Consider the following 21,167-nt stretch of genomic DNA (forward strand, 5'->3'; position numbering starts at 1 on the left):
GACAATTGCCAGTCTGATTTTTAAAAACTACCTTAGACATTGTTGTATTTTGTTCAACTCTAAAATAATAATTTTAGAGAAGATCAACAATAAAAAAAGGGTGTCTCGACTTTTCGGACACCCCCGATAATGGGGAAATGAATTTCTCATGTGTACTACTTTAAGCTACGGCAACATTTACAGCCTCAACTTTGCTGATCTCAGGGATATCTCTTTTGATCGCCTCCTCGACACCGGCTTTAAGGGTCATGGTAGACATGGGACAAGAGCTGCACGTGCCTGTCAATTCAAGTCTTAGTACCATTTCAGGGGTCAGTTCCACCACTTTGACATTGCCGCCATCGGCCTCTAAATAAGGCCGAATACTATCCAAAGCTTTCTCAACTCTTTCTCTCAATTCTGCTTCCATCTTATTCAATCATCAAATGTTCACTTGTACAACTTCTGTTTTTTTCTGTTCAGCATTTCTGATCGCCACCTGTCGTGCGACATTCTCCGCTAGGAAAGAAAATGCTTCCTGGGTAACTCCCGATTTGAAGTAGGCAGGATAGCCTGTATCTCCACTTTCCCTTATACTTTGTACTATTGGGATTTCTCCAAGGAAAGGTACTCCAAATTTCTCAGCAAGTCTTTGACCTCCTTCTTTGCCAAACAAGTAATACTTGTTGTCAGGAAGTTCTTCAGGAGTAAAATAAGCCATATTTTCCACAACACCTAAAACAGGAACATTTATCTGTGGTTGCTTGAACATACTCAAACCTTTTGTTGCATCTGCCAAAGCTACCTTCTGAGGTGTGGTCACAATCACAGCGCCCGTGACGGGTACTGTCTGTACCATGGTCAGATGGATATCTGAAGTTCCTGGAGGTAAGTCAATAAGCAGGTAATCCAATTCACCCCAATCCACATCAGCGATAAATTGCTTCAATGCAGAGCTTGCCATCGGCCCTCTCCAAACCACAGCTGATTCAGCTGGGGTCAAAAAACCAATGGACATCAGCTTAACTCCATATTGTTCAATCGGAATAATGATATTTTTGCCATCCACCTGTTTTACCGCAGGCTGCTCTGCCTCTACATTAAACATGGTAGGGATAGATGGACCGGAAATATCTGCATCAATCAAACCGACTTTTGCACCCGAATGGGCAAGAGCCACGGCAAGATTACTAGAGGTAGTGGATTTACCTACCCCTCCTTTTCCTGATGCAATGGCAATAATGTTTTTGACTTGGGGCAATAAAGGTGTGTTGTCCCTAACTGTGGTCACGTTGGAGGTCATAAAAATGTCCAACTCTATATCTTTTCCAAATGCCTCTTCGAGTGCTTCAATACAATTGTTTTTGATTACTTCTTTAAGAGGACATGCTGGGGTAGTCAATACCACCTTAAAACTTATTTTATTACCGTCTATTGCCAAACCTTGGATCATCCCCAATGAGACCAAGTCTCTTTTAAGATCTGGATCTTCAACGGTTGATAAGGCTTTTAATACTTCTTCTTTATTGATGGACATTCTGATAGAAACTTATTTTGTGCGCAATTTAGTTTATAAATATTCTAAATAAAAAGAGTAAGGTGAAGTTAATCACCTCTAAAATAAAGAAACTTCCAAGCCTTAGAAATAGTTTCGAACTTGAATATCCTTATGTTTTGAAGCAATACTTTTTATCTTTGAAATCCGAATTGAATTCATATGACCATTAGTAGAGCGACGACAGAAAAAGTGAAGGATAGGGCCGACATTGAAGAGGTTGTTGGTGATTATGTGCCCTTGAAGAGAAAAGGTCAGAATCTTTGGGCATGCTGTCCTTTCCATAATGAAAAGTCGCCATCTTTTTCAGTTTCTCCGGCCAAACAGATTTATAAATGTTTCGGATGTGGTAAAGCGGGAGATCCTATCCAGTTTGTGATGGACATAGAGGGCATTGGCTTCAATGAAGCCATCCGTCATCTTGCTCAGAAATACGGGATAGAAGTAGAAGAAGATCAGAATGTTACTCCTGAAGCGATTCAAGCTTATAATGAACGTGAAAGCCTTTACATAGTACTCAATTTTGCCAAAGATTTTTTTGCTAAGAACCTTATGACCGAGGAGGGGAAATCCATTGGCCTGAGCTACTTTAAAGAAAGGGGATTCAACCAAAATATCATTGATAAGTTTGACCTGGGATATGCGCTCGATGGTTGGGATCATTTGCATAAGGCTGCAAAAGCTGCGGGGCATTCTGATGAACTCTTAATGAAAGCAGGTCTTATTCTTCAGAAGGAAGGAGATGCCAACAGGTTTTATGACCGCTTTAGGGGAAGAGTAACTTTTACCATTCATAATCTCGGTGGCAAGCCAATAGGTTTTGGTGCCAGAATTTTGACCCAGGATAAAAAGCAGCCCAAATATATCAATTCTCCTGAAACAGAAGTTTACCATAAGAGTGATATACTTTATGGTATTTTCCAGGCAAAGAAATCCATCAGGGAGAAAGACAACTGTTACCTGGTAGAGGGCTATACGGATGTAATCTCCCTTCATCTTGCCGGCATTGAGAATGTGGTAGCATCTTCCGGGACATCCCTTACAGAAAATCAGATCAAGCTCATCAAGCGGTTCTCCGACAATATCACAGTGCTATATGATGGGGATGCTGCCGGTATCAGAGCCTCCTTGAGAGGGATTGATATGATTTTGGAAGGAGGTCTTAACGTCAAAGCGGTAGTTTTTCCGGACGGTGAGGACCCCGACAGTTACGCAAGAAAAGTCGGATCAGCAGCATTTACCACCTATCTGGAAAAGAATGCCCAGGACTTTATTTCCTTCAAAATCGGGCTTTATGCCGAAGAGGCTTCCAAAGATCCAATCAAGCAGGCAGAATTGATCAAGCAGGTGGTGCAGAGTATTTCGAAAATACCTGATCCTGTTATCCGAACTGTGTACATCAGGCAGTCGGCAAACCTGCTGGAGATTGATGAGGATATTATTCAGGCAGAACTGAACAAGATTTACCTGAAAGGCCAAAAAGACCAACATTTCAAGGAACAGCGACAGGAGGCTGAAGCCGCTTCTTTTGTGGAAGATCTTCTGCCTGTTAAGGAGGAGCCTACTTCTGTATCCAAAATTCTGGAATTACAGGAAAGGGAGATGTTGAGGTTATTGGTTTCTTATGGTTTTGAAATGGTTTCCGATGACCTGCATGTATGTCAATATCTACTTCAGGAAACAGACGAACTGGTTTTTGAAACCCCTGTTTATAAGAAAATTTTGGAGATCTATAAAGATGCGCTTTCTGAAGGTGTTTTACCTCAGCCTGAATATTTCCTGAAGCATGATGATGCAGAAGTAAAAAGAGAAGTCATCAATATGATCACAAGGAGATATGAATTGTCGACACTTTGGGAAAGCCGTTTTCAGATTTTTACATACCATGAAGCTGATGATCTAGCCAAAACAGTGTATGATAGTATTTTGCATTTGAAGAAAAAAGTACTCAAAAAAATGCTGGAAGAAGCAAGAATGAAAATAAAAGAAGCCGAAATGGAAAAACTGGATGAGCATGTCCTTACCGAACGTTTATCCATTTATATGGAATTGAAAAAATTCCAGGTAGAAATTGATAAACAGCTGGGAATAGTGATCAGTTTTTAAACCAAACTTTAATTTGGTTTTCACTGTTTTCCTGAATAAAGCGTTTAATTTTACGTGCAGAAAAACCCAAGTAATAAAATAAAATGTCCCAAAAATTTAAACTCGATCCAATAGAGGATGCAATTGAAGCGGTAAAAAGAGGTGAAGTGATCATAGTGGTGGATGATGAAGACCGTGAAAATGAAGGTGATTTTGTCTGTGCTGCCGAAAAGGTTACTCCCGAAATCATCAATTTTATGGCGACCCATGGCCGAGGCCTAATCTGTGCCCCACTTATTGAAGATAGGTGTGAGCAATTGGGTTTGGAGCTCATGGTAGGAACGAATACCGCTGCCTATGAAACTCCCTTTACTGTATCGGTAGATTTAATTGGTCATGGCTGTACCACAGGTATTTCTGCCAGTGACCGGGCGAAAACCATCAGGGCTTTGGTGGACGATTCTATTCATCCAGATGAACTGGGTAAGCCAGGACATATTTTTCCGTTGAAAGCCAAAAGAGGTGGGGTCATCCGTCGTGCTGGCCATACTGAAGCAGCCATTGATTTTGCAAGACTTGCAGGATTGTCTCCAGCTGGTGTATTGGTTGAAATCATGAATGAAGATGGCACCATGGCCCGTCTTCCTGATTTGGTCAAAGTGGCAGAAAGATTTCAGTTAAAGTTGGTCTCTATCAAGGATCTTATTGCTTACAGACTTAAGAATGAGTCTTTGATCAAAAGAGAAATCGGTGTGGAAATGCCAACTACTTGGGGTGACTTTGATCTGATTGCTTTCAGACAGACAAATACGAATGATCTTCACCTGGCATTGATCAAAGGTTCTTGGGATAAAGATGAACCTGTGATGGTCAGGGTACACTCTTCCTGTGTTACCGGAGATATATTTGGCTCTTGTAGATGTGACTGTGGTCCCCAACTTCATAAAGCCATGGAAATGGTCGAAAAAGAAGGTAAGGGAGTAGTCTTATATATGAATCAGGAAGGAAGAGGAATCGGTTTGATCAATAAGCTGAAAGCCTATAAACTTCAGGAGCAGGGAATGGATACTGTACAGGCAAACCTGGCTTTGGGATTGCCTATGGACAAAAGAGATTATGGGGTAGGTGCACAGATTTTAAGAGATCTGGGCGTTTCAAAAATCAGGTTGATCACCAATAATCCAACAAAAAGGGTTGGACTGATAGGATATGGACTTGAAATTGTGGAGCAGGTCCCTATTGAAATATCGCCCAATCCGCACAATGAAAAATATTTGATGACCAAAAGAGATAAAATGGGTCATAATATTTTGAAGAAATAAAACTATTACTTGTCAGAAGATTGAAAAAAGAATACCTTAAACGATCAACCAATTCTCTTTTAGAAACGTTATCTATTATGGGTATTAAAAAGAGACTTATGATCAAGACAGCATATATCACTATCTTCTTTCTTCTATCAAGTTTACATGGTTTTTCCCAAGGAAATCAATTTCCTTCTCAGGTTTGGCACAAAGGACAGGTAGTCAGTGTCAATGGCCAGGTTTACCAAGGTATGGTCAAATATGATCTTGAGAACAATGTGGTGCAGCTACAGACGCAAAGTGGCGTAGAAACTTTCGGTTCCTCCAATGTCTCACAATTTGAAATCTTTGATGAAGTTTATGGTGGTATTAGAAATTTTTACACCTTACCTTATTCATTGGCAGCTGATTATGAGACACCTGTTTTTTTCGAAATTTTGACAGAAGGTGATGACATCGTGCTACTTTGCAGAGAGCAGATTGTGGTAGATAACAGACGTATGGGGATGTATGGTCCTATGGCCATGAATCCCATGTGGGGTCCTGCTATGGGAGGAGCTTATAGATTGGCTTTCAATTACTTCTTTATCAAAGATGGTAAAATTCAGAAGTATTCCCTCAAGAAAAAAGAATTATTGGATATCCTGGGAGATAGGGCTGATGAGGTCGATCTTTTTATGAGAAAAAACAGGTTGTCCCATGATAAAAGGGGAGACCTTTTAAGAATTACAGCATATTACAATCAAATAAAATAATTTTTATGTCAGAAAAACCTTTGATCCTGGTTTCGAATGATGATGGCATTACCTCAAAAGGTATTAGGGTTTTGGTCAATGTCATGAGACAACTGGGAGAGGTTGTAGTGGTAGCACCAGATAGCCCACAATCCGGGATGGGCCATGCCATTACAATTGGAGAAACATTAAGGCTTTATGAAGAAGATATCTTTGAAGATGTACAGGCCTATAAGTCAAGTGGTACGCCAGCAGACTGTGTGAAATTAGCCAAACATTATGTTCTGAAAGACAGAAAACCTGACCTGGTGGTATCTGGGATTAATCATGGAAGTAACACTTCAATTTCTGTGCTGTATTCAGGAACCATGTCTGCGGCCATTGAAGGAGCTTTGGAAGGATTGCCATCCATTGGTTTTAGTTTATGTGACTTCTCCTCAAAAGCTGACTTCAGTCACGTTGAAGATTATGTTTATAAAATAGCCAAGCAAGTATTGGAAAAAGGTCTGACTAAAGGTGTGGCGCTCAATGTGAATTTTCCTCCTAAAAGAAACGAATCCATAAAAGGGATTAAAGTCTGCCGTCAGGCCCATGCCAAATGGCAGGAGGAATTTTCGGAACGCTTTGACCCAAATGGCAGGAAGTATTTCTGGATGGCAGGCAACTTTGTCAATTTTGATAAAGGCGAGGACAACGATGAATGGGCCATCGCCAATAACTTTGTATCCATCGTGCCATGCCAATATGATTTGACAGCCCATCATGCCATCAATCAGATCAATGAGGAGTGGAACTGGAATGAATTTTAATAAAAGTCCACATAAGCTTTAGGTTGTTTATGTGGGCTTTTTCTTTGATCATGGTATTAATATTTTTTTTTGGTTTTTTATGGTAATTTTGGGATTTTAATTACATTTAAAATATTCTTTTTATTTTGATATCAATATGAATGACAGGACTTTATTTGGAATTGCCTCCAAAAGCATTTCTTCGTTTTTGTTATGCTTTTTTATGATTGCATGCGCCATAGAGGGTGATAATATACCGGAAATGGCAGAAGATCAAGAATTATCACTTTTCCCCAATTATGATACAGAACTGATCGAAAATCAGTATATCATTGTACTGCATGAAAATAAAATTTCTTTTAAGCTGAATCCCGATGATTATGAAGGAAGTCAAGTATTAATGAGAAAAGAAGCAACTGATTTTTTAATAAGCCACAAGCTTGACCCGGAAGTTGTTGACCGCACTTTCACTTTTGCGCTTACAGGTTTTACTGCAAAGATTGATAAAGAAAGAATCCAAGATGTCATTAATGACCCAAGGGTCAAATATGTCGAACAGGACAGGATGGGGATGCTTGGGAAGAAGCCTAAAAATGAGGAGGATCCTATTGTCAGTACTCAGGTAATACCGTGGGGGGTAGAAAGGGTGGGGGGACCATTTCAATATAGAGGAAGGAATAGTGTATTTGTGGTGGACACAGGGATAGACCTTGACCATCCTGATTTGAATGTAGATGAAAAAAAAGGCTTTGATCCCTATCAGGAAAAAAAGAAGGATTGGAATTTAGACGATGAACATGGTCATGGAACCCACGTGGCAGGAACAATTGCGGCGCTTGATAATCATTATGGGGTTGTTGGAGTTGCTGCGGGTGTTCCAGTCGTCCCTGTCAAAATATTTACAGGACCAAGGGCTGCTTACACATATTCTGGAATGATCGCCGGGATAGAGCATATTGGAGTCAGGGGAATTCCGGGAGACGTTGCGAATTTAAGCTTTGGAGGTTTTGACAGTAGTACTGCTCTGGATGAAGCTGTCTTAAATGTTTCTGAAAAAAGGCGAATATGGATGGTTATTGCGGCAGGTAACAGTGCCCTGACTGCGGATAGTTTTAGTCCAGCCAGAGTAAATGGGAAATATACGATCACGGTTTCGGCTTTTCAAAGAGGGGATATTTTTGCTTCCTTTTCACATTTTGGGCCACCTATAAAGTTTTCCGCTCCGGGAGTAGGTATTTTGTCCACTTGGATAAATGCCAGATATGTGAATTCTACAGGTACTTCAATGGCAGCGCCGCATGTCGCTGGCTTGAGAGTATTGGGTGATGTTTATACCAATGGTTACGTGTTAAGATATCCATTGTCTGTACCGGATCCTATAGCATTTGGAAAGCCTGAATAAAAAAAGGCTTTTTTCTTAATTTTATTATCATGAATAGATTTTTAGTTTTTTTTCTCTTTTTAAGCTTGGGCTTAAAAGCGCAAACTGACCTCCATTTGGATAGTTTAAAATCCAAAGTGGAAGGACTGCTTGGTTATGAGCAAGTTCAGGTGTTGAATGAAATTACTTTTTTGTTGCGAGAAAAGGATTTGACTGAAGCATTTCACTACGGCAATCAGGCTGAGAAACTGGCGCTATCATTAAAAGACAGCGTGGCCATAGGAAGGGCAAAGGGAAACCTGGGTTGGATTTATTATAGGACAGGTGTTTGGGACAAGGCTTTTAGATACTCCCGAGATGCCTATCTGATTGCGGTCAAACAAAAAGATGACAGGGAAATAGCTATGTCCTTGAATAACCTGGGGGCCATTTATTATCAACAAAGGAATTACCCTGAAGCCATTAAAAAATTCAAGGAATCCTATGAAATAGGGGTTCAGCTCAATGAGCCATATGTTACCATCAGAAGTCTCAACAATATTGCTTTGAATTACAGTAGATCCGGTGAATTGGATTCAGCACTTTATTACGCAAATGAGGCACTTAGGCAAAACACCAAATCAGGTTCCAGTTATTACACCAGTTTTTCCAAAAGAGTAATTGGAGATGTGCAGCTCGAAAAAAATCAGCTGGATGAAGCGATAGAAACTTATGAGAATGCACTTTCTGTGGTCAGTCATCACCGACTTGAATCTTTTGAAGCCTCCATATATCACCGCTTAGGTAAAGCATATTGGTTAAAGGGTGATTCAAAAAAAGCTATAGAAATATTAGAACAGGCCAAAGAAATTGGTATGGTCAATAATTTTCAGGATGAATTGCTCAATACCTATAAAAACCTAGCCCTTGTCTATGAATCCCAAGGTAAAATTGACTTGGCCTTTCAAAATCAAATGGCCTTCAATAGGTTACAGGACCTTATTAATGAACGGGTAGATCGGGATAGGCTTGCCTTGATTTCAGGAATGTTTGAAGTCGAGAAAACTGATGCAGAATTGAGGTTTTTGAAATCTGAAAATGCATTGAAAGAAATAGAAATTAAGAATTTCAGAACTTTTAGCTGGTTGATCACGATTGGTGTGCTGATATTAGGTGGACTTTTAGTATGGCTGTTTTACCTCCATCAAAAGGCCAAAGCAATCAATATAGATCTAAGACTTCAACAGGAAAAGGTAAATAGACAAAAACTGTCTTTAGAAAAACAGTCCGAAGAACTTGATAGGATGAACAAGCTTAAAGATAGACTTTTCTCTATTCTTGGACATGACCTCAAAGCGCCTGTGGCACAATTGCAAGGTGTATTGGGTCTGATGCATAATCAGGATTTGAATAAAGAAGAGTTTGATGCGATTTCACATGTTTTAAAAAGAAATGTTGACGGGCTTTATGTGACTCTTGATAATATCCTCAGTTGGTCAAGATCGCAAATGGAAGGTTTCAAAGTCCATTTAAGCCCGGTGAATTATGTAGAAACCATCAATCAATGTCTGGAATTACTCCATCATCAGGCAAAAATTAAAGATTTAACCATTCACCTTGAAATTATTCAGGGAGTGAAAATTTGGGCAGATCAGGACCTACTTCAAATCGTTATCCGAAACCTGATCAGCAATGCCATTAAATTTTCTTCCAAGGGGTCAATAGTCAGGATATTTGCAAAAGAAGAAGCAAATAACATGATATTGACCATCCAGGATTTTGGTGTTGGGATGACCCAGGAAAAACTCGAAAAAATTAAAAATGATAAGTTTTCTTTACTGGAATCAAGTAGAGGAACCGAAAATGAAAAAGGTACAGGTATCGGAATAAACCTTTGTAAGGAGTTTGTTGACTTGATGGGAGGTCAGATAAGCTTTGAAAGTGAGCGCAATAAAGGGACCTTGGTTTCGCTCACTTTCAAAAAAGTACAGGTTATTTCAGATATGCCAACTCCTCATCGACGAGAAGCGATGGTTTGATCCCATTTTTGATCAGGTTGAGTTCCTTCAATGTATTTATGGTATTTTCCAAATCAAAGGATTCAATTGTACTGTTTTCAGCCCATTTGGTTTGTTTTATCCATTCATTGATATCTTCCAACTGAATGCCGTATTTTGATGCAATTCTTTTGGGAGTTTGGGAATCAATAATCAGATCTTTTGATTTTTGATATACCAATTGCTGTAACTCTCTGACCACTTCCCGATGTTCATTCAGGATTTTTTCGGATGCTACAATTACAAAACATGGCCAAGGAGTTGGGATTTCACCAATGCGCTTAAATATTCCTTCGTCTACCAAAGGTTTGGTTGTGAACTTTTCCCAAAGGAATATTTTTGGCATACCCTCTTCTAGAAAAACTTTCTTTGCCCCATCCATATTACCTACTAACTCGAAGTTGAGGGCTTCCTTTTTCCAGCCTTCTCTCTCAGCCAAAACATAGGCCATCAGATGAGAACCTGAGCCGTATCGGCTGATTAAAAAGGGAGCTTTTTCAACTTCCTGAACAGTATTCTCTATTGTTTTTGCAGATACATGAATACCCCAAATCAGAGGACTCTTTACATGCCAGCCTATAATTTTTCCGGGATTTCCTTCAATTTTGTCTTTAAGGAAACTTTCCGTCAGAATGATGGCAATATCTGCATCACCTTCCCGGATGGCTTTGTTCATGGCTCCTGATCCTCTGGATTCGTCTTTCCAAACCAGTTCAATGCCTTTATGTGCAAATGGTTGCACTTTAATCACTTCAGTCCAGGGAAAATTGAAATGTTCTGGGACTCCCATAATACTGATTGTCGTCATGATCTGTGAAGTTGTTTTAAAACAAAAATACCGCTTTATCTGGTAAAGTGGTATCTGAAAACATATTTCAGTGATATTTACCCATCATGGGTGACTTGCTTATTGGTGATCAATAGGTTTGCCAGTCCAGCCAAAATCAAGGAAGTTCCAGCCAAAACCATAGTGAAGATCACTTCTTCCCCAAAAAGGAACTTGTAAGTAAAATTGATCCCGCCTACAGCAGCTACAATCTGTGGAATCACAATAAACATATTGAAAATACCCATGTAAACGCCCATTTGCTTGGGATTCACGGAGCTTGAAAGCATGGCGTACGGCATCGATAAAATACTGGCCCAAGCGATACCTACCAAGGCAAAGCAAAGGTGAAGCATCCATGGTTCAGAAATAAAATAGATCAAGATAAAACCTGATCCACCTGCAAAAAGGCTTAGCATATGAACCAATTTTCTATTGATTTTGACTTTACTGGTTACAAAAGCCAATATCAGGGCAAATATCATGGAAACCAGTCCATAAGTACCTAGATAATTACCAACGCTATCTGCTGCATTGTTGTAAGCAAGGGAAGAGGTATCTGTAGCTTTAAAAACATGTTCAGTGATGGCGGGGGTGGCAAAACTCCACATAGTGAAAAATGCAAACCAGGAGAAAAACTGTACTACCCCAAGTTTAAGCATTACCTCGGGCATTCCTGCAATATTTTTGAAAATCTCTTTTACACCATTGAAAAAGCCCTTGCTTTCCTCTTTTTCTTTTTGGAACAAATCCATGTCCTCAGGAGGATATTCATCTGTGGTGAGAATGGTATAAAGTATTGAGGAAAAGAGAACCAAGGCTCCTATAGCAAAAGCAAATTTGACAGAATCCGGAACAACCCCAGGTTCGGCAGTATTGGGAATCCCAATCTGGGTCATAAACCAAGGAAGGTTACTGGCCACCCAAGTGCCAATACCTATGATCAATGTCTGGACGACAAAACCAAAAGATCTCTGACTATCTGGGAGTTTGTCAGCCACCAAGGCCCTAAAAGGTTCCATACTGATATTGATTGATGCATCAAGGATCCATAAAGACCCAGCTGCCATCCAAAGTGCGCTAGAGTATGGGGCGAAGAACAAAGCGATGGTACTCAGGATAGCTCCAAATAAAAAGAAAGGTCTTCTCCTCCCAAACTTAGGATGCCAGGTCCTGTCACTGATATAACCTACAATAGGTTGGACGAGTAATCCGGTCAAAGGCGCAGCAATCCAAAGCATCGGTATAGTATCTTTTTCTGCGCCAAGGGTTTGAAAAATCCGCGACATGAAACCTCCCTGAAGTGCGAATCCAAACTGGATTCCCAAGAATCCGAAACTCATATTCCAGATTTGCCAAAAACTGAGTTTTGGTTTAGCCTTTTCTTCTTGCATTATTTTGGGTTATGGGTGAAGTTTAACTTAACTTAGTTGAATGATGAATTTTCCCTCTTGATGGTCAATTGTAATATATGGGGTGTTTTTGGATTCGAAGAAGGGGTGTAGGTGTTCTGGTAATGGGTCAAACTCAGTCAGTTTAGACAAAAAAGCTACATTCTCCTGCCTGATTTCTAAAGGTTTACCATCTAATTCAACCTGCTTTGGTTTTAACCCGTGAAAATAAACCTTGAGCTTGGTATAACTGCTTTGAATTTCTGTATCAGGCTTTTCAAAGATAATCTGCTTGTTTTGAGCGTCCCATTTAATCTCCCTTTTAAAGTATTCCCCATTTTTGTAGCCCAGGGTGTTGCCGTCATCTTCATAGTGTAGGTAGCTTGAACCATTTTTACCGGCATATACATGGAATTCCAATGTTCCATCATGAGAATCTGCCGTATGGGAAATAGGGGCCTGTAATGCGATTATAGATCCTGCTTTTACAAATACTGGTAAATAATTAAGGGGACAATCTTGATAAATTACCTGATGTCCTTCATGGAACTTGCTGTCGTAGAGGTAGTACCAATCTCCTTCAGGAAGGTAAACTTTTGTGATTTCTTTGGTACTTTCAACCGGTGCTATCAGGAAAAAGTCACAAAAGAGATACTGGTTTTGAAAGGCTGTTTCGTAAATGATATTATCGTGAGGATAATCTATCGCTAAACTTTTAGCAAGAGGAAGGCCACTCAAAGTGCTTTGGTAGAAGCTGCTGTATAAAGTTGGAAGAAGCCTATACCTGAGTTTCATGTAGTTTCTGGAAATTTCTTCTACTTCTTCCCCAAATGTCCAAGGCTCTGCATCGTTACTGTTGATCATGGAATGTGCCCGGAAAAGGGGAGAAAAAGCTGCAATGCTCATCCAGCGTGCAAAGACACCTTTGCTTGCTTCACCTGCAAATCCACCTACGTCATAGCCTGCAAAGGAGACTCCACTTAATCCAAGGCTGTTTACCAACCTGATCCCGGCCATCATATGTTCTTCACTGGCCACGTTGTCTCCGGTCCAGGCAGCAGCATATCGCTGGATTCCGGAATACCCTGATCTTGTCAGGATAAAAGGTCTTTTGTTGGGGTTTTGAAGCAAACTCCCTTCATTGGCACTTCGTGCCATTTGCATTCCATAGACATTCCTGCCTTTTCTATGGCTGACCTCTTCACCTTCATAATGAAAATTGATCAGATTTGGCGTGAATTGACCCCAAGAAGCAGGCTCATTCATATCTGTCCAATAACCATCTACTCCGGCTTCTTTATAAAACTTCATTTTCTCCCCCCACCAAGATCTGGTTTCAGGTTTTGTGAAATCAGGGAAAGCACACCAACCTGGCCATACCTGTCCTTCATAGATACTGTTATCCGGATATTTTAAGAAATAATCATTGGCTTTTCCTTCATCGTATGGAGCGTAACCAATATCATTTTTGATACCCGGATCCATGATGACCACAACTTTGAATCCCTTTTCTTTAAGCCTTGCAATCATCTCTTGGGGATTGGGGAATTTTTCTCCATCAAAGGTAAATACTTTGTATTTTTCCATATGGTGGATATCAAGGTAGATCACATCTGCCGGCATATCCTTATCTCTGAAAGTATTGGCTAAAGTAAGCACCTCAGAGTCCGGATAATAGGAATATCTACATTGCTGAAATCCTAATGACCAGAGAGGAGGCATATCCATTTTACCTGTCAAATCGGTATATGCAGTGATGATTTTGGACACACTTTCATCATGAAAGAAATAATAATCCATATCCCCGTCTTCAGCGGCATAATAAATGAACCTATTGTTAGAGGCTCCGAAATTGAAAACAGTTTTGTGGCTATTGTCAAAGAATATCCCATAGGCAAGCTGATGGTGAACCCCAATGTAAAAAGGTATGCTCATGTACAGAGGGTCATCCCCAACGCCATAAGCGAAGTAATCAGTATTCCAATTGGTGTATGCCTGACCTGCCCTGTTGAGGTTGCCTGTTTTTTCACCCAAACCCATAAATTTTTCATCTTTCTGTACTTTTTTATAATTGGTGACTTCTGTGCCTAACCAGGAAACAGAGAATGCAGGGTCGTCTTGATTGAGAATTTTTCCATCTATTGTCAAAAAAGTCAGGTATAAGGGGTTAAGGTTGATGATTACCTGTATTTTAGAAGTCAGAATGCGAACTGCCTCTTTTTCTTCTATTAACTCAAAAGGAGTGATTGCGCTTGGTTGATTTACAACGGCATAAGGGTTCGGGTAAAAGTTATCTTCCCTGCCAATTTGAATCCGAATTGTATGGCTTTCATATACAGTGATGCAGAAATTTGCTTCCTCTGTTTTTCCCGACAAACCATGTTTGGTTTTTTCCCACACCAGAACATTACCGACAGAGAGGTTCTGTTTATTTTTGTTTTTCTTTGAAAGAGAAGTCATTGATTTTATTTTCATCATGCAAAAGAATACAGCCACTTTACAGACTGCGAAAAGCTAATTTAGAAAGTATAATTAAAGTAAAAAATGATTCTGAATAGGTCTAAGCAATGCTTTGGCTTTATTTTATTCAATTGAATGGCAAATATTTAAATGAGGGCCTTATTCAAACGTTTGCATAAAAAAATGGTATTTCAGGAAAAAAAATTAAATTTTTACGGATGACTTCCTGACCAAGAGTTCTGTATCCAAAACCACATTTTCCCCTTTGGCAGAGGCTTCCCGTTTCCCATCGATCATCTGTAATAAAAGTTCTGTCGCTTTTTCTCCGATTCTTGACCCTGGTTGTGCTACAGTAGATAGTGGAGGGTCAATCATGGAAGAAAACTGCCAGTTGGAATAGCCTACTACGCCAACATCCTCTGGTATTTTTAATCCCAAGGATTTAATAGCCATCATGGCGCCAGCGGCTACAATGTCATGATGGGCAAAAATTGCATCAGGCCTTGTTTCCGGTTTTTCGAATAACTTAAGTGTAGCGTCAAAACTTTCCTTTTCATCTCCATTTGGACAAGATAAGATCAAATTTTCATCTATTTCCATACCACTATCCCTCAAGGCTTCTATGTAACCATCTTTCCTTTTTCTGCTGATAGCCAGGTTATTTGGGCCAGCGAGGTGAACAATCTTTTTATATCCCTGCTCTGCAAGATGTTTGACTGCCTGATAGGCTCCTTGATAATCGTTGACTGTGACATTGATGGTGTTATCGATCTCAGGCAACCTGTCAAAAAAAACAATTGGAAATTCTAAATTCAACAACTTACTAAAGTGATCAAAATCAGTGGTTTCTTTAGAGTAGCTGACCAGCAACCCATCAACCTGATTATCAAGCATGGTATTCAATACACTTTTTTCCCTTTCCAGTTTTTCATTGGTTTGACAAAGGATTACATTATAACCATTCTTAAAGGCAATTTCTTCAATTCCGCTGATCACCGTGGAAAAGAAAAAATGAACCACTTCAGGAATAATCACTCCAATGGTAAAAGACTTACTTTTTCTCAAACTCAAAGCCACGGCATTAGGCCTGTAATTTAATTTTTCAGCTAGCTCTTTTACCTTTTTTTTTGTTTCGTCACTGATTCCAGGATAATCTTTCAATGCTCTAGAAACAGTAGAGTTAGAAACGTTAAGTTCCCTTGCGATGTCTTTGATGGTAGCCTGTCCTAATTTCATAAAAATTATATTTTTCTAAGATTTAAAATGACCTGAGTTTTAAATCTTTTCAAATACCGAATTACGTTTAAATTATTCATTTTTAAAACAAGTGACTCACAAATGTCCTAAAATTCAAGAAAAAATATCATGAATGAAATCGATTGCGGTGACGTTTGCATGCATTTATTTTAAAATTATTTTGATATTTTTCTTGCAGGTAAAAGGAGTATTAGTTAATATAATTAGATCATTGCGATCAACGAATTGTTTGAATCTTGATTGTTTTCAAACAATATTTAATATTAACAAGAAAAATTATTATTATTCAAATTCATAAAAGCAACAATAAATACCAAATCAGTTTACTATGAGAGTAATTTACAAATTCACTTGGTTAGCAGCTTTGCTACCTTTAGTATGGGCATGTGGCGAAATGGATCAGCCACCCATTATTCAGCAGTCTCCTTCTACGCTTACCAATCCTGCATCAGGAACTAATATTGTATTGAGTCAGGAAGATGCGGAAGAGAAGTTGGTTTTTGAAGTTTCTTCAGCGGATTTCGGAACCACTGGAGAGGTTACTTACACGCTTCAGATGGATATTTCCGGAAACCAATTTGCCAATCCAGTAGATTTTGGTGCATCCACCACTACTACAATTGAAGTCGAAATCGGCGAATTCAACAAAAAATTAATAGCGGAGGGGTTGGAACCAGAAGTGGCAGGAGCCATAGAAGTTAGGGTGAAATCCAGTATCAACAAATCTTTGAGGGATATTTTTGGTTCACCGATAACCTTGAATGTAACCCCTTATTCTGATGTGGTCGACCTTCCTTTCCTTAGAGTGCCTGGTGATTATCAAAGTTGGAATCCTGGTAATGACAATACCATTATTTATTCTGCTGAGGCAAATGATGTCTATGAAGGCTTTGTGCATATCCTAGGGGGGTCAGGTGAATTTAAGTTTATTACTGGTCCTGCTTGGGATGAGTTTCCTGATTTTGGAAGTGCAGGTAACAATACCTTGGTAGAAAAAGGCGGTAACTTAAAAATTTCTGGAGATCCAGGTACATACCGTGTTAAGGCAGATCTGAATAACCTTACTTATGAAATGGAAAGAATAGGTGTGTGGGGTATAATCGGTAGTGCAACTGCAGGTGGTTGGGACAATGAAACGCCAATGAGTTTTAATGCAGCCAACAATATTTTGACCATCACTACGGACCTCACCGAAGGTGAAATGAAATTCCGTACGCAGTCTTGGGATAATAATTATGGCTTGGGCACTGCGGATGGTGTAGGTGGTTTTGATGGCGGTAATATTCCGATCACTTCTGCAGGTAATTACACCATTACTTTGGATTTCAAAACCCCAGGAGCTGTTTTGTATTCAGTAACTAAAAATTAAATAACCTCATTTTGCCAATCTGAATGTGGTTGGTTATACATTTCTTACAAACCGGTAATGATCAGTTTCAAGGTCATTACCGGTTTTGTTCATTCCAGTTAAATCCTTTTCCATGAATATCCGGATCTCATTTCTCCTACCTATAAGCATAATTTTTCTATTTTTTTTATCAACACCTCTATATGCCCAGGTAACAACAGTGCCAGGTTTTCCCAGGGCTGATCAAAACATTAAAATTATCTATGATGCTTCAAAAGGCACAACAGGTCTTATAGGGGCTTCCCAGGTGTATATCCATATCGGAGCGGTTGTTGCAGGACCAAACTCCACAGCTTGGGAAATAGTCCCAACCCAATGGGGAACCGATGATCCAAAAGCCAAAATGAAAAAAGTAGAAGGTGAGGACAATATTTGGGAATGGGAATTTACCCCTAATGAATTTTTTCAACCCTCCGAAAGTCAGACTATTTATAGGTTAGGTATGGTTTTCCGGAATGTTGACGGTAGTAGAGAGGGGAAAACAGATACCAATGGTGATTTTTTTGTAGACCTTAGCCAAGGATTTCAAGTTACATTTACCAATCCATCAACATCCTCAATATTATTGGAAATCAATGAAACACAAGAAATTTCAATCGTTGCTTCAGAAAAAGCCGATCTTTCAATTTTTGTGAATGATATAGAGGTAGCCAACGCCGCCTCGGCAGATGAACTTAACTACACTTTTGCAGCCACTCTGGAAGGAACTTATATCATTAAAGCACTTGCGGAAAAAGATGGAGAAAGTTCAGAAAACGAAATTATTATTTCCGTAGTAGGACCAAGCCTGAAATTGCCCCTTCCTGCAGGTATCAAGAAGGGCATCAATTATGTGTCCGATACTGAAGTGGTGCTGGTATTGGAAGCTCCCCAAAAGAAAAACGCTTTTGTCATTGGAGATTTTAATGATTGGCAGGTATTAGGGGATTATCAGATGAATCAGACCCCTGATGGTGAGCTGTTTTGGTTTAGACTGACTGGTTTAACACCAGGAGAGGAATATATTTTTCAATATTTGGTTGATGGAAGTCTCCGTATTGGGGATCCTTATGCAGATAAAGTCTCAGATCCATTTCATGACAATGAAATCATACAACAGAACAGATATCCTGGCCTAAAGCCTTATCCTCAAGGAAAGACAGAATTCCAGGCTACTTACTTACAGACAGCACAGCCCGAATACCAGTGGAAACATTTGGACTATCAAAAACCAAAACCTGAAGAACTGGTGGTTTATGAGCTTTTGGTGAGGGATTTTGACGAAAGGAGAACTTTTAAAGCAGTGATTGAAAGGCTTGATTACTTAAAAGATCTCGGTATCAATGCCATAGAGTTGATGCCCATAAAAGAGTTTGAAGGCAATCTTTCCTGGGGCTATAATCCATCCTTTTTCTTTGCGGTAGATAAGTTTTATGGTCCCAAAAATCATCTGAAGGAATTAATTGACGAAGCCCACAAGAGGGATATGGTGGTGATCTTGGATATGGTACTGAACCATGCTTTTGGTCAAAATCCATTTGTACGTCTATACAATGATGGGGATTATGGAGCGCCTACCTTAGACAATCCTTGGCTCAACAGGGAGGCGAAGCATCCATTTAACGTGGGCTATGATTTCAACCATGAAAGTAGCTATACCAAAGCATTTGTAGATTCTGTCAATCATTATTGGCTCTCAGAGTATAAGGTGGATGGGTATAGATTTGACTTGAGCAAAGGTTTCACACAGGTCAACTCTGGAAATAATGTAGGCCAATGGGGGCAGCGTGATGAGTCCAGAATTGTCATTTGGAAAAACATCCACGATCAAATCAAATCTGACTTTCCTGATGCATATGTGATTTTGGAGCATTTTGCAGATAATGCTGAAGAAAGAGAATTGGCAGATCATGGATTGATGTTCTGGGGTAATATTAATGGGGATTTCCGGGAAATGGCCAAAGGAGGATCCAGGAACTTCGATTGGGCGTATTTCCAATCACGTGGCTGGTCTCAAAATAACCTCGTTGCTTACATGGAAAGTCATGATGAAGAACGTACCATGTGGGAGTCACTTACCTGGGGACAGACTTCTCCTTTGAACATCAGACAACTCAATAATGCAGTAAATAGAAATCAGCTGATGGCAGCATTCTTTTTTGCTATTCCAGGGCCAAAGATGATCTGGCAGTTTGAGGAATTTGGATATGATCTTGAGCTTAATAATGACCGATTGGGGATTAAGCCAACAAGATGGAATTATCTGGATAATCCAGAAAGGCAAAGGTTATGGAGACTGTACCAGGCCATGATCAAATTGAAGAATGAACACAAGATTTTCAATTCACCGGAAAATGCCGTCTTGAATTTAACACAGAATTTAAAATCAATAAGGCTGTCAGATGGTGATTTTCACGTTGTGTTGCACGGTAATTTTGGATTGACTGACGCTAATAATGCAAATTTGTCCTTTCCATCCTCTGGGACATGGTACAATTATTTTACAGGGGAAGAAATCCTGGTCACAGGAAGTTCACAAACTTTTAGATTAAGGGCAAATGAATTCATGTTGTTTACCAATCAGCCGCTTCCTACCCCAGAAGGAGATATCTTAATGGAAGATTTGATTACTTCTATTGGTCCTGAGGAAATAGGTTTGTCAGAGTTTAAGCTGTATCCGGTTCCAGCGAATAACCACTTGAACGTGGTACTTCCAGAGTCAATCAAAGAATTCAATTACAGGATGATTGATGTGACTGGGAAAGTGATAATAGAGGGTACTAACTTCTCTCCAAATAATATTTTACAAGTGGATTTAAAGGATTTTAATGCAGGTATTTATATCTTTGAAATCTTTGACAACCGTCAGGTTCATAGAAAAAGATTCATAAAACAGTAATAACCTATTAAAAAACATCATGAAATTCAAACCAGGAGTTAAATACGGAGAGGAACTCAAAGACCTATTGGATTACGCAAAAGAGAGTGAGTTTGCAATGCCTGCTGTCAATGTAATCAATACCAGTACCATAAATGGAGTACTTGAGACAGCGAAAAAAGTAAACTCTCCAGTTATCATACAATTTTCAAATGGAGGAGCCCAATTTTATGCAGGAAAAGGCATGGGCAATGAAAACCAGAATGGAGCGATTCAGGGTGCAATTTCCGGCGCCATGCATGTGCACAGGATGGCAGAGGCATATGGTGTTCCGGTTATCCTACATACGGATCACTGTGCTAAAAAGCTTCTTCCTTGGATTGATGGTCTTTTAGAAGAAGGCAAAGCATTTTATGCAGCCCACAAAAAACCATTATTCAGCTCCCACATGCTGGATCTTTCTGAAGAGCCAGTGAGTGAAAACATTGAAATTTCGGTAGAATATTTCAAGAGGATGAAAGTCCTTGAAATGGCAATTGAGATTGAATTGGGTATTACAGGCGGTGAAGAAGATGGTGTGGACAATACTGATGTAGATAGCTCTAAGCTATATACACAACCTGAGGAAGTGGCTTACGCATACGAGCACCTGAAGCAGGTTGGAGACTTGTTCACTGTAGCTGCTTCCTTTGGTAACGTTCACGGTGTCTATAAACCAGGTAATGTTAGTTTAAAACCTGCGATCCTGAAAAATTCCCAGGATTATATTTCCAAGAAATTTGGAACAGGTCCTAAGCCGGTTTATTTTGTTTTCCATGGTGGGTCAGGCTCAACTGTTGAGGAAATCAGAGAAGCCAACAGCTATGGTTCGATCAAAATGAATATTGATACAGATCAGCAATGGGCTTTTTGGGAAGGAATCAAAAATTATTATCAGGCAAATGAAGGTTATTTGCAGACACAGCTAGGCAATCCCGAAGGACCAGATAGTCCAAATAAGAAATATTATGACCCAAGAGTATGGTTGAGAAAAGGGGAGGAGAGCTTTATCAAAAGGTTGGAATTGGCTTTTGATATGTTGAATGCTATTGGCAGAAATTAATTTG

Annotated in this window: 15 protein-coding genes; 9 read left to right on the forward strand and 6 right to left on the reverse strand. The window is 39.6% G+C overall.

The genetic code is table 11. The annotated features are described in order from the left end of the window. Nucleotides 1–160: 160 nt before the first annotated feature. Complete coding sequence (locus ACFFIP_RS04600) at nt 161–409, reverse strand: NifU family protein (RefSeq protein WP_382386396.1); 249 nt, start codon at nt 407–409, stop codon at nt 161–163. A gap of 12 nt (nt 410–421) precedes the next feature. Then, complete coding sequence (locus ACFFIP_RS04605) at nt 422–1,516, reverse strand: Mrp/NBP35 family ATP-binding protein (RefSeq protein WP_382386397.1); 1,095 nt, start codon at nt 1,514–1,516, stop codon at nt 422–424. A gap of 180 nt (nt 1,517–1,696) precedes the next feature. Between ACFFIP_RS04605 and dnaG the strand changes: the two genes are divergently transcribed. The 6 genes from dnaG (at nt 1,697) to ACFFIP_RS04635 (ending at nt 9,844) form a co-directional block, all read left to right on the forward strand. Then, entirely contained in the window at nt 1,697–3,640 is a 1,944-nt protein-coding gene (dnaG, locus tag ACFFIP_RS04610; protein WP_382386398.1) for a DNA primase, read from the forward strand. An 83-nt stretch (nt 3,641–3,723) separates the two neighbouring features. Continuing rightward, complete coding sequence (locus ACFFIP_RS04615; protein WP_382386399.1) at nt 3,724–4,941, forward strand: bifunctional 3,4-dihydroxy-2-butanone-4-phosphate synthase/GTP cyclohydrolase II; 1,218 nt, start codon at nt 3,724–3,726, stop codon at nt 4,939–4,941. Between the two features lie 98 nt (nt 4,942–5,039). Then, the gene (locus tag ACFFIP_RS04620) at nt 5,040–5,678 is read left to right on the forward strand and encodes a hypothetical protein (RefSeq protein ID WP_382386400.1); all 639 of its coding nucleotides are present in this window, start codon (nt 5,040–5,042) and stop codon (nt 5,676–5,678) included. Between the two features lie 5 nt (nt 5,679–5,683). Beyond that, nucleotides 5,684–6,466 (forward strand): 5'/3'-nucleotidase SurE, encoded by a 783-nt coding sequence (surE, locus tag ACFFIP_RS04625; RefSeq protein WP_382386401.1) that lies wholly within the window; start codon nt 5,684–5,686, stop codon nt 6,464–6,466. A 241-nt stretch (nt 6,467–6,707) separates the two neighbouring features. Beyond that, the gene (locus ACFFIP_RS04630; protein WP_382386402.1) at nt 6,708–7,847 is read left to right on the forward strand and encodes a S8 family serine peptidase; all 1,140 of its coding nucleotides are present in this window, start codon (nt 6,708–6,710) and stop codon (nt 7,845–7,847) included. A gap of 29 nt (nt 7,848–7,876) precedes the next feature. Next, nucleotides 7,877–9,844: a tetratricopeptide repeat-containing sensor histidine kinase gene (locus tag ACFFIP_RS04635; RefSeq protein ID WP_382386403.1), complete on the forward strand. Its 1,968-nt coding sequence runs from the start codon at nt 7,877–7,879 to the stop codon at nt 9,842–9,844. Here ACFFIP_RS04635 and ACFFIP_RS04640 read toward each other — a convergent pair. The 4 genes from ACFFIP_RS04640 to ACFFIP_RS04655 form a co-directional block, all read right to left on the reverse strand. Beyond that, complete coding sequence (locus ACFFIP_RS04640) at nt 9,798–10,670, reverse strand: type 2 periplasmic-binding domain-containing protein (RefSeq protein ID WP_382386404.1); 873 nt, start codon at nt 10,668–10,670, stop codon at nt 9,798–9,800. The genes ACFFIP_RS04635 and ACFFIP_RS04640 overlap by 47 nt on opposite strands. Before the next feature lie 77 nt (nt 10,671–10,747). Continuing rightward, nucleotides 10,748–12,082 (reverse strand): MFS transporter, encoded by a 1,335-nt coding sequence (locus ACFFIP_RS04645; RefSeq protein WP_382386405.1) that lies wholly within the window; start codon nt 12,080–12,082, stop codon nt 10,748–10,750. Between the two features lie 27 nt (nt 12,083–12,109). After that, nucleotides 12,110–14,539 (reverse strand): glycoside hydrolase family 31 protein, encoded by a 2,430-nt coding sequence (locus tag ACFFIP_RS04650; RefSeq protein WP_382386406.1) that lies wholly within the window; start codon nt 14,537–14,539, stop codon nt 12,110–12,112. A gap of 204 nt (nt 14,540–14,743) precedes the next feature. Further along, entirely contained in the window at nt 14,744–15,775 is a 1,032-nt protein-coding gene (locus tag ACFFIP_RS04655) for a LacI family DNA-binding transcriptional regulator (protein WP_382386407.1), read from the reverse strand. A gap of 349 nt (nt 15,776–16,124) precedes the next feature. Between ACFFIP_RS04655 and ACFFIP_RS04660 the strand changes: the two genes are divergently transcribed. The 3 genes from ACFFIP_RS04660 to fbaA all read left to right on the forward strand — a co-directional run bounded on the left by ACFFIP_RS04660 (nt 16,125) and on the right by fbaA (nt 21,163). Further along, the gene (locus tag ACFFIP_RS04660) at nt 16,125–17,165 is read left to right on the forward strand and encodes a SusE domain-containing protein (protein ID WP_382386408.1); all 1,041 of its coding nucleotides are present in this window, start codon (nt 16,125–16,127) and stop codon (nt 17,163–17,165) included. A 112-nt stretch (nt 17,166–17,277) separates the two neighbouring features. After that, entirely contained in the window at nt 17,278–20,082 is a 2,805-nt protein-coding gene (locus tag ACFFIP_RS04665) for an alpha-amylase family glycosyl hydrolase (RefSeq protein WP_382386409.1), read from the forward strand. Between the two features lie 19 nt (nt 20,083–20,101). Continuing rightward, on the forward strand, nt 20,102–21,163 hold the full coding sequence (fbaA, locus tag ACFFIP_RS04670) for a class II fructose-bisphosphate aldolase (protein WP_382386410.1): 1,062 nt from the start codon (nt 20,102–20,104) through the stop codon (nt 21,161–21,163). Nucleotides 21,164–21,167 lie beyond the last annotated feature (4 nt).

The sequence above is a fragment of the Fontibacter flavus genome (genome assembly GCF_042432905.1).
Classification (GTDB): Bacteria; Bacteroidota; Bacteroidia; order Cytophagales; family Cyclobacteriaceae; genus Fontibacter; species Fontibacter flavus.

What these genes read in the sequence shown, in the direction of transcription:
- ACFFIP_RS04640 (WP_382386404.1), bottom strand. Translation starts at nt 10,670, where the DNA reads ATGACGACAATCAGTATTATGGGAGTCCCAGAACATTTCAATTTTCCC.
- ACFFIP_RS04665 (WP_382386409.1), top strand. Translation starts at nt 17,278, where the DNA reads ATGAATATCCGGATCTCATTTCTCCTACCTATAAGCATAATTTTTCTA.
- ACFFIP_RS04650 (WP_382386406.1), bottom strand. Translation starts at nt 14,539, where the DNA reads ATGACTTCTCTTTCAAAGAAAAACAAAAATAAACAGAACCTCTCTGTC.
- surE (WP_382386401.1), top strand. Translation starts at nt 5,684, where the DNA reads ATGTCAGAAAAACCTTTGATCCTGGTTTCGAATGATGATGGCATTACC.
- ACFFIP_RS04600 (WP_382386396.1), bottom strand. Translation starts at nt 409, where the DNA reads ATGGAAGCAGAATTGAGAGAAAGAGTTGAGAAAGCTTTGGATAGTATT.
- ACFFIP_RS04615 (WP_382386399.1), top strand. Translation starts at nt 3,724, where the DNA reads ATGTCCCAAAAATTTAAACTCGATCCAATAGAGGATGCAATTGAAGCG.
- dnaG (WP_382386398.1), top strand. Translation starts at nt 1,697, where the DNA reads ATGACCATTAGTAGAGCGACGACAGAAAAAGTGAAGGATAGGGCCGAC.
- ACFFIP_RS04620 (WP_382386400.1), top strand. Translation starts at nt 5,040, where the DNA reads ATGATCAAGACAGCATATATCACTATCTTCTTTCTTCTATCAAGTTTA.
- ACFFIP_RS04660 (WP_382386408.1), top strand. Translation starts at nt 16,125, where the DNA reads ATGAGAGTAATTTACAAATTCACTTGGTTAGCAGCTTTGCTACCTTTA.
- ACFFIP_RS04655 (WP_382386407.1), bottom strand. Translation starts at nt 15,775, where the DNA reads ATGAAATTAGGACAGGCTACCATCAAAGACATCGCAAGGGAACTTAAC.
- ACFFIP_RS04645 (WP_382386405.1), bottom strand. Translation starts at nt 12,082, where the DNA reads ATGCAAGAAGAAAAGGCTAAACCAAAACTCAGTTTTTGGCAAATCTGG.
- ACFFIP_RS04635 (WP_382386403.1), top strand. Translation starts at nt 7,877, where the DNA reads ATGAATAGATTTTTAGTTTTTTTTCTCTTTTTAAGCTTGGGCTTAAAA.
- ACFFIP_RS04605 (WP_382386397.1), bottom strand. Translation starts at nt 1,516, where the DNA reads ATGTCCATCAATAAAGAAGAAGTATTAAAAGCCTTATCAACCGTTGAA.
- fbaA (WP_382386410.1), top strand. Translation starts at nt 20,102, where the DNA reads ATGAAATTCAAACCAGGAGTTAAATACGGAGAGGAACTCAAAGACCTA.
- ACFFIP_RS04630 (WP_382386402.1), top strand. Translation starts at nt 6,708, where the DNA reads ATGGCAGAAGATCAAGAATTATCACTTTTCCCCAATTATGATACAGAA.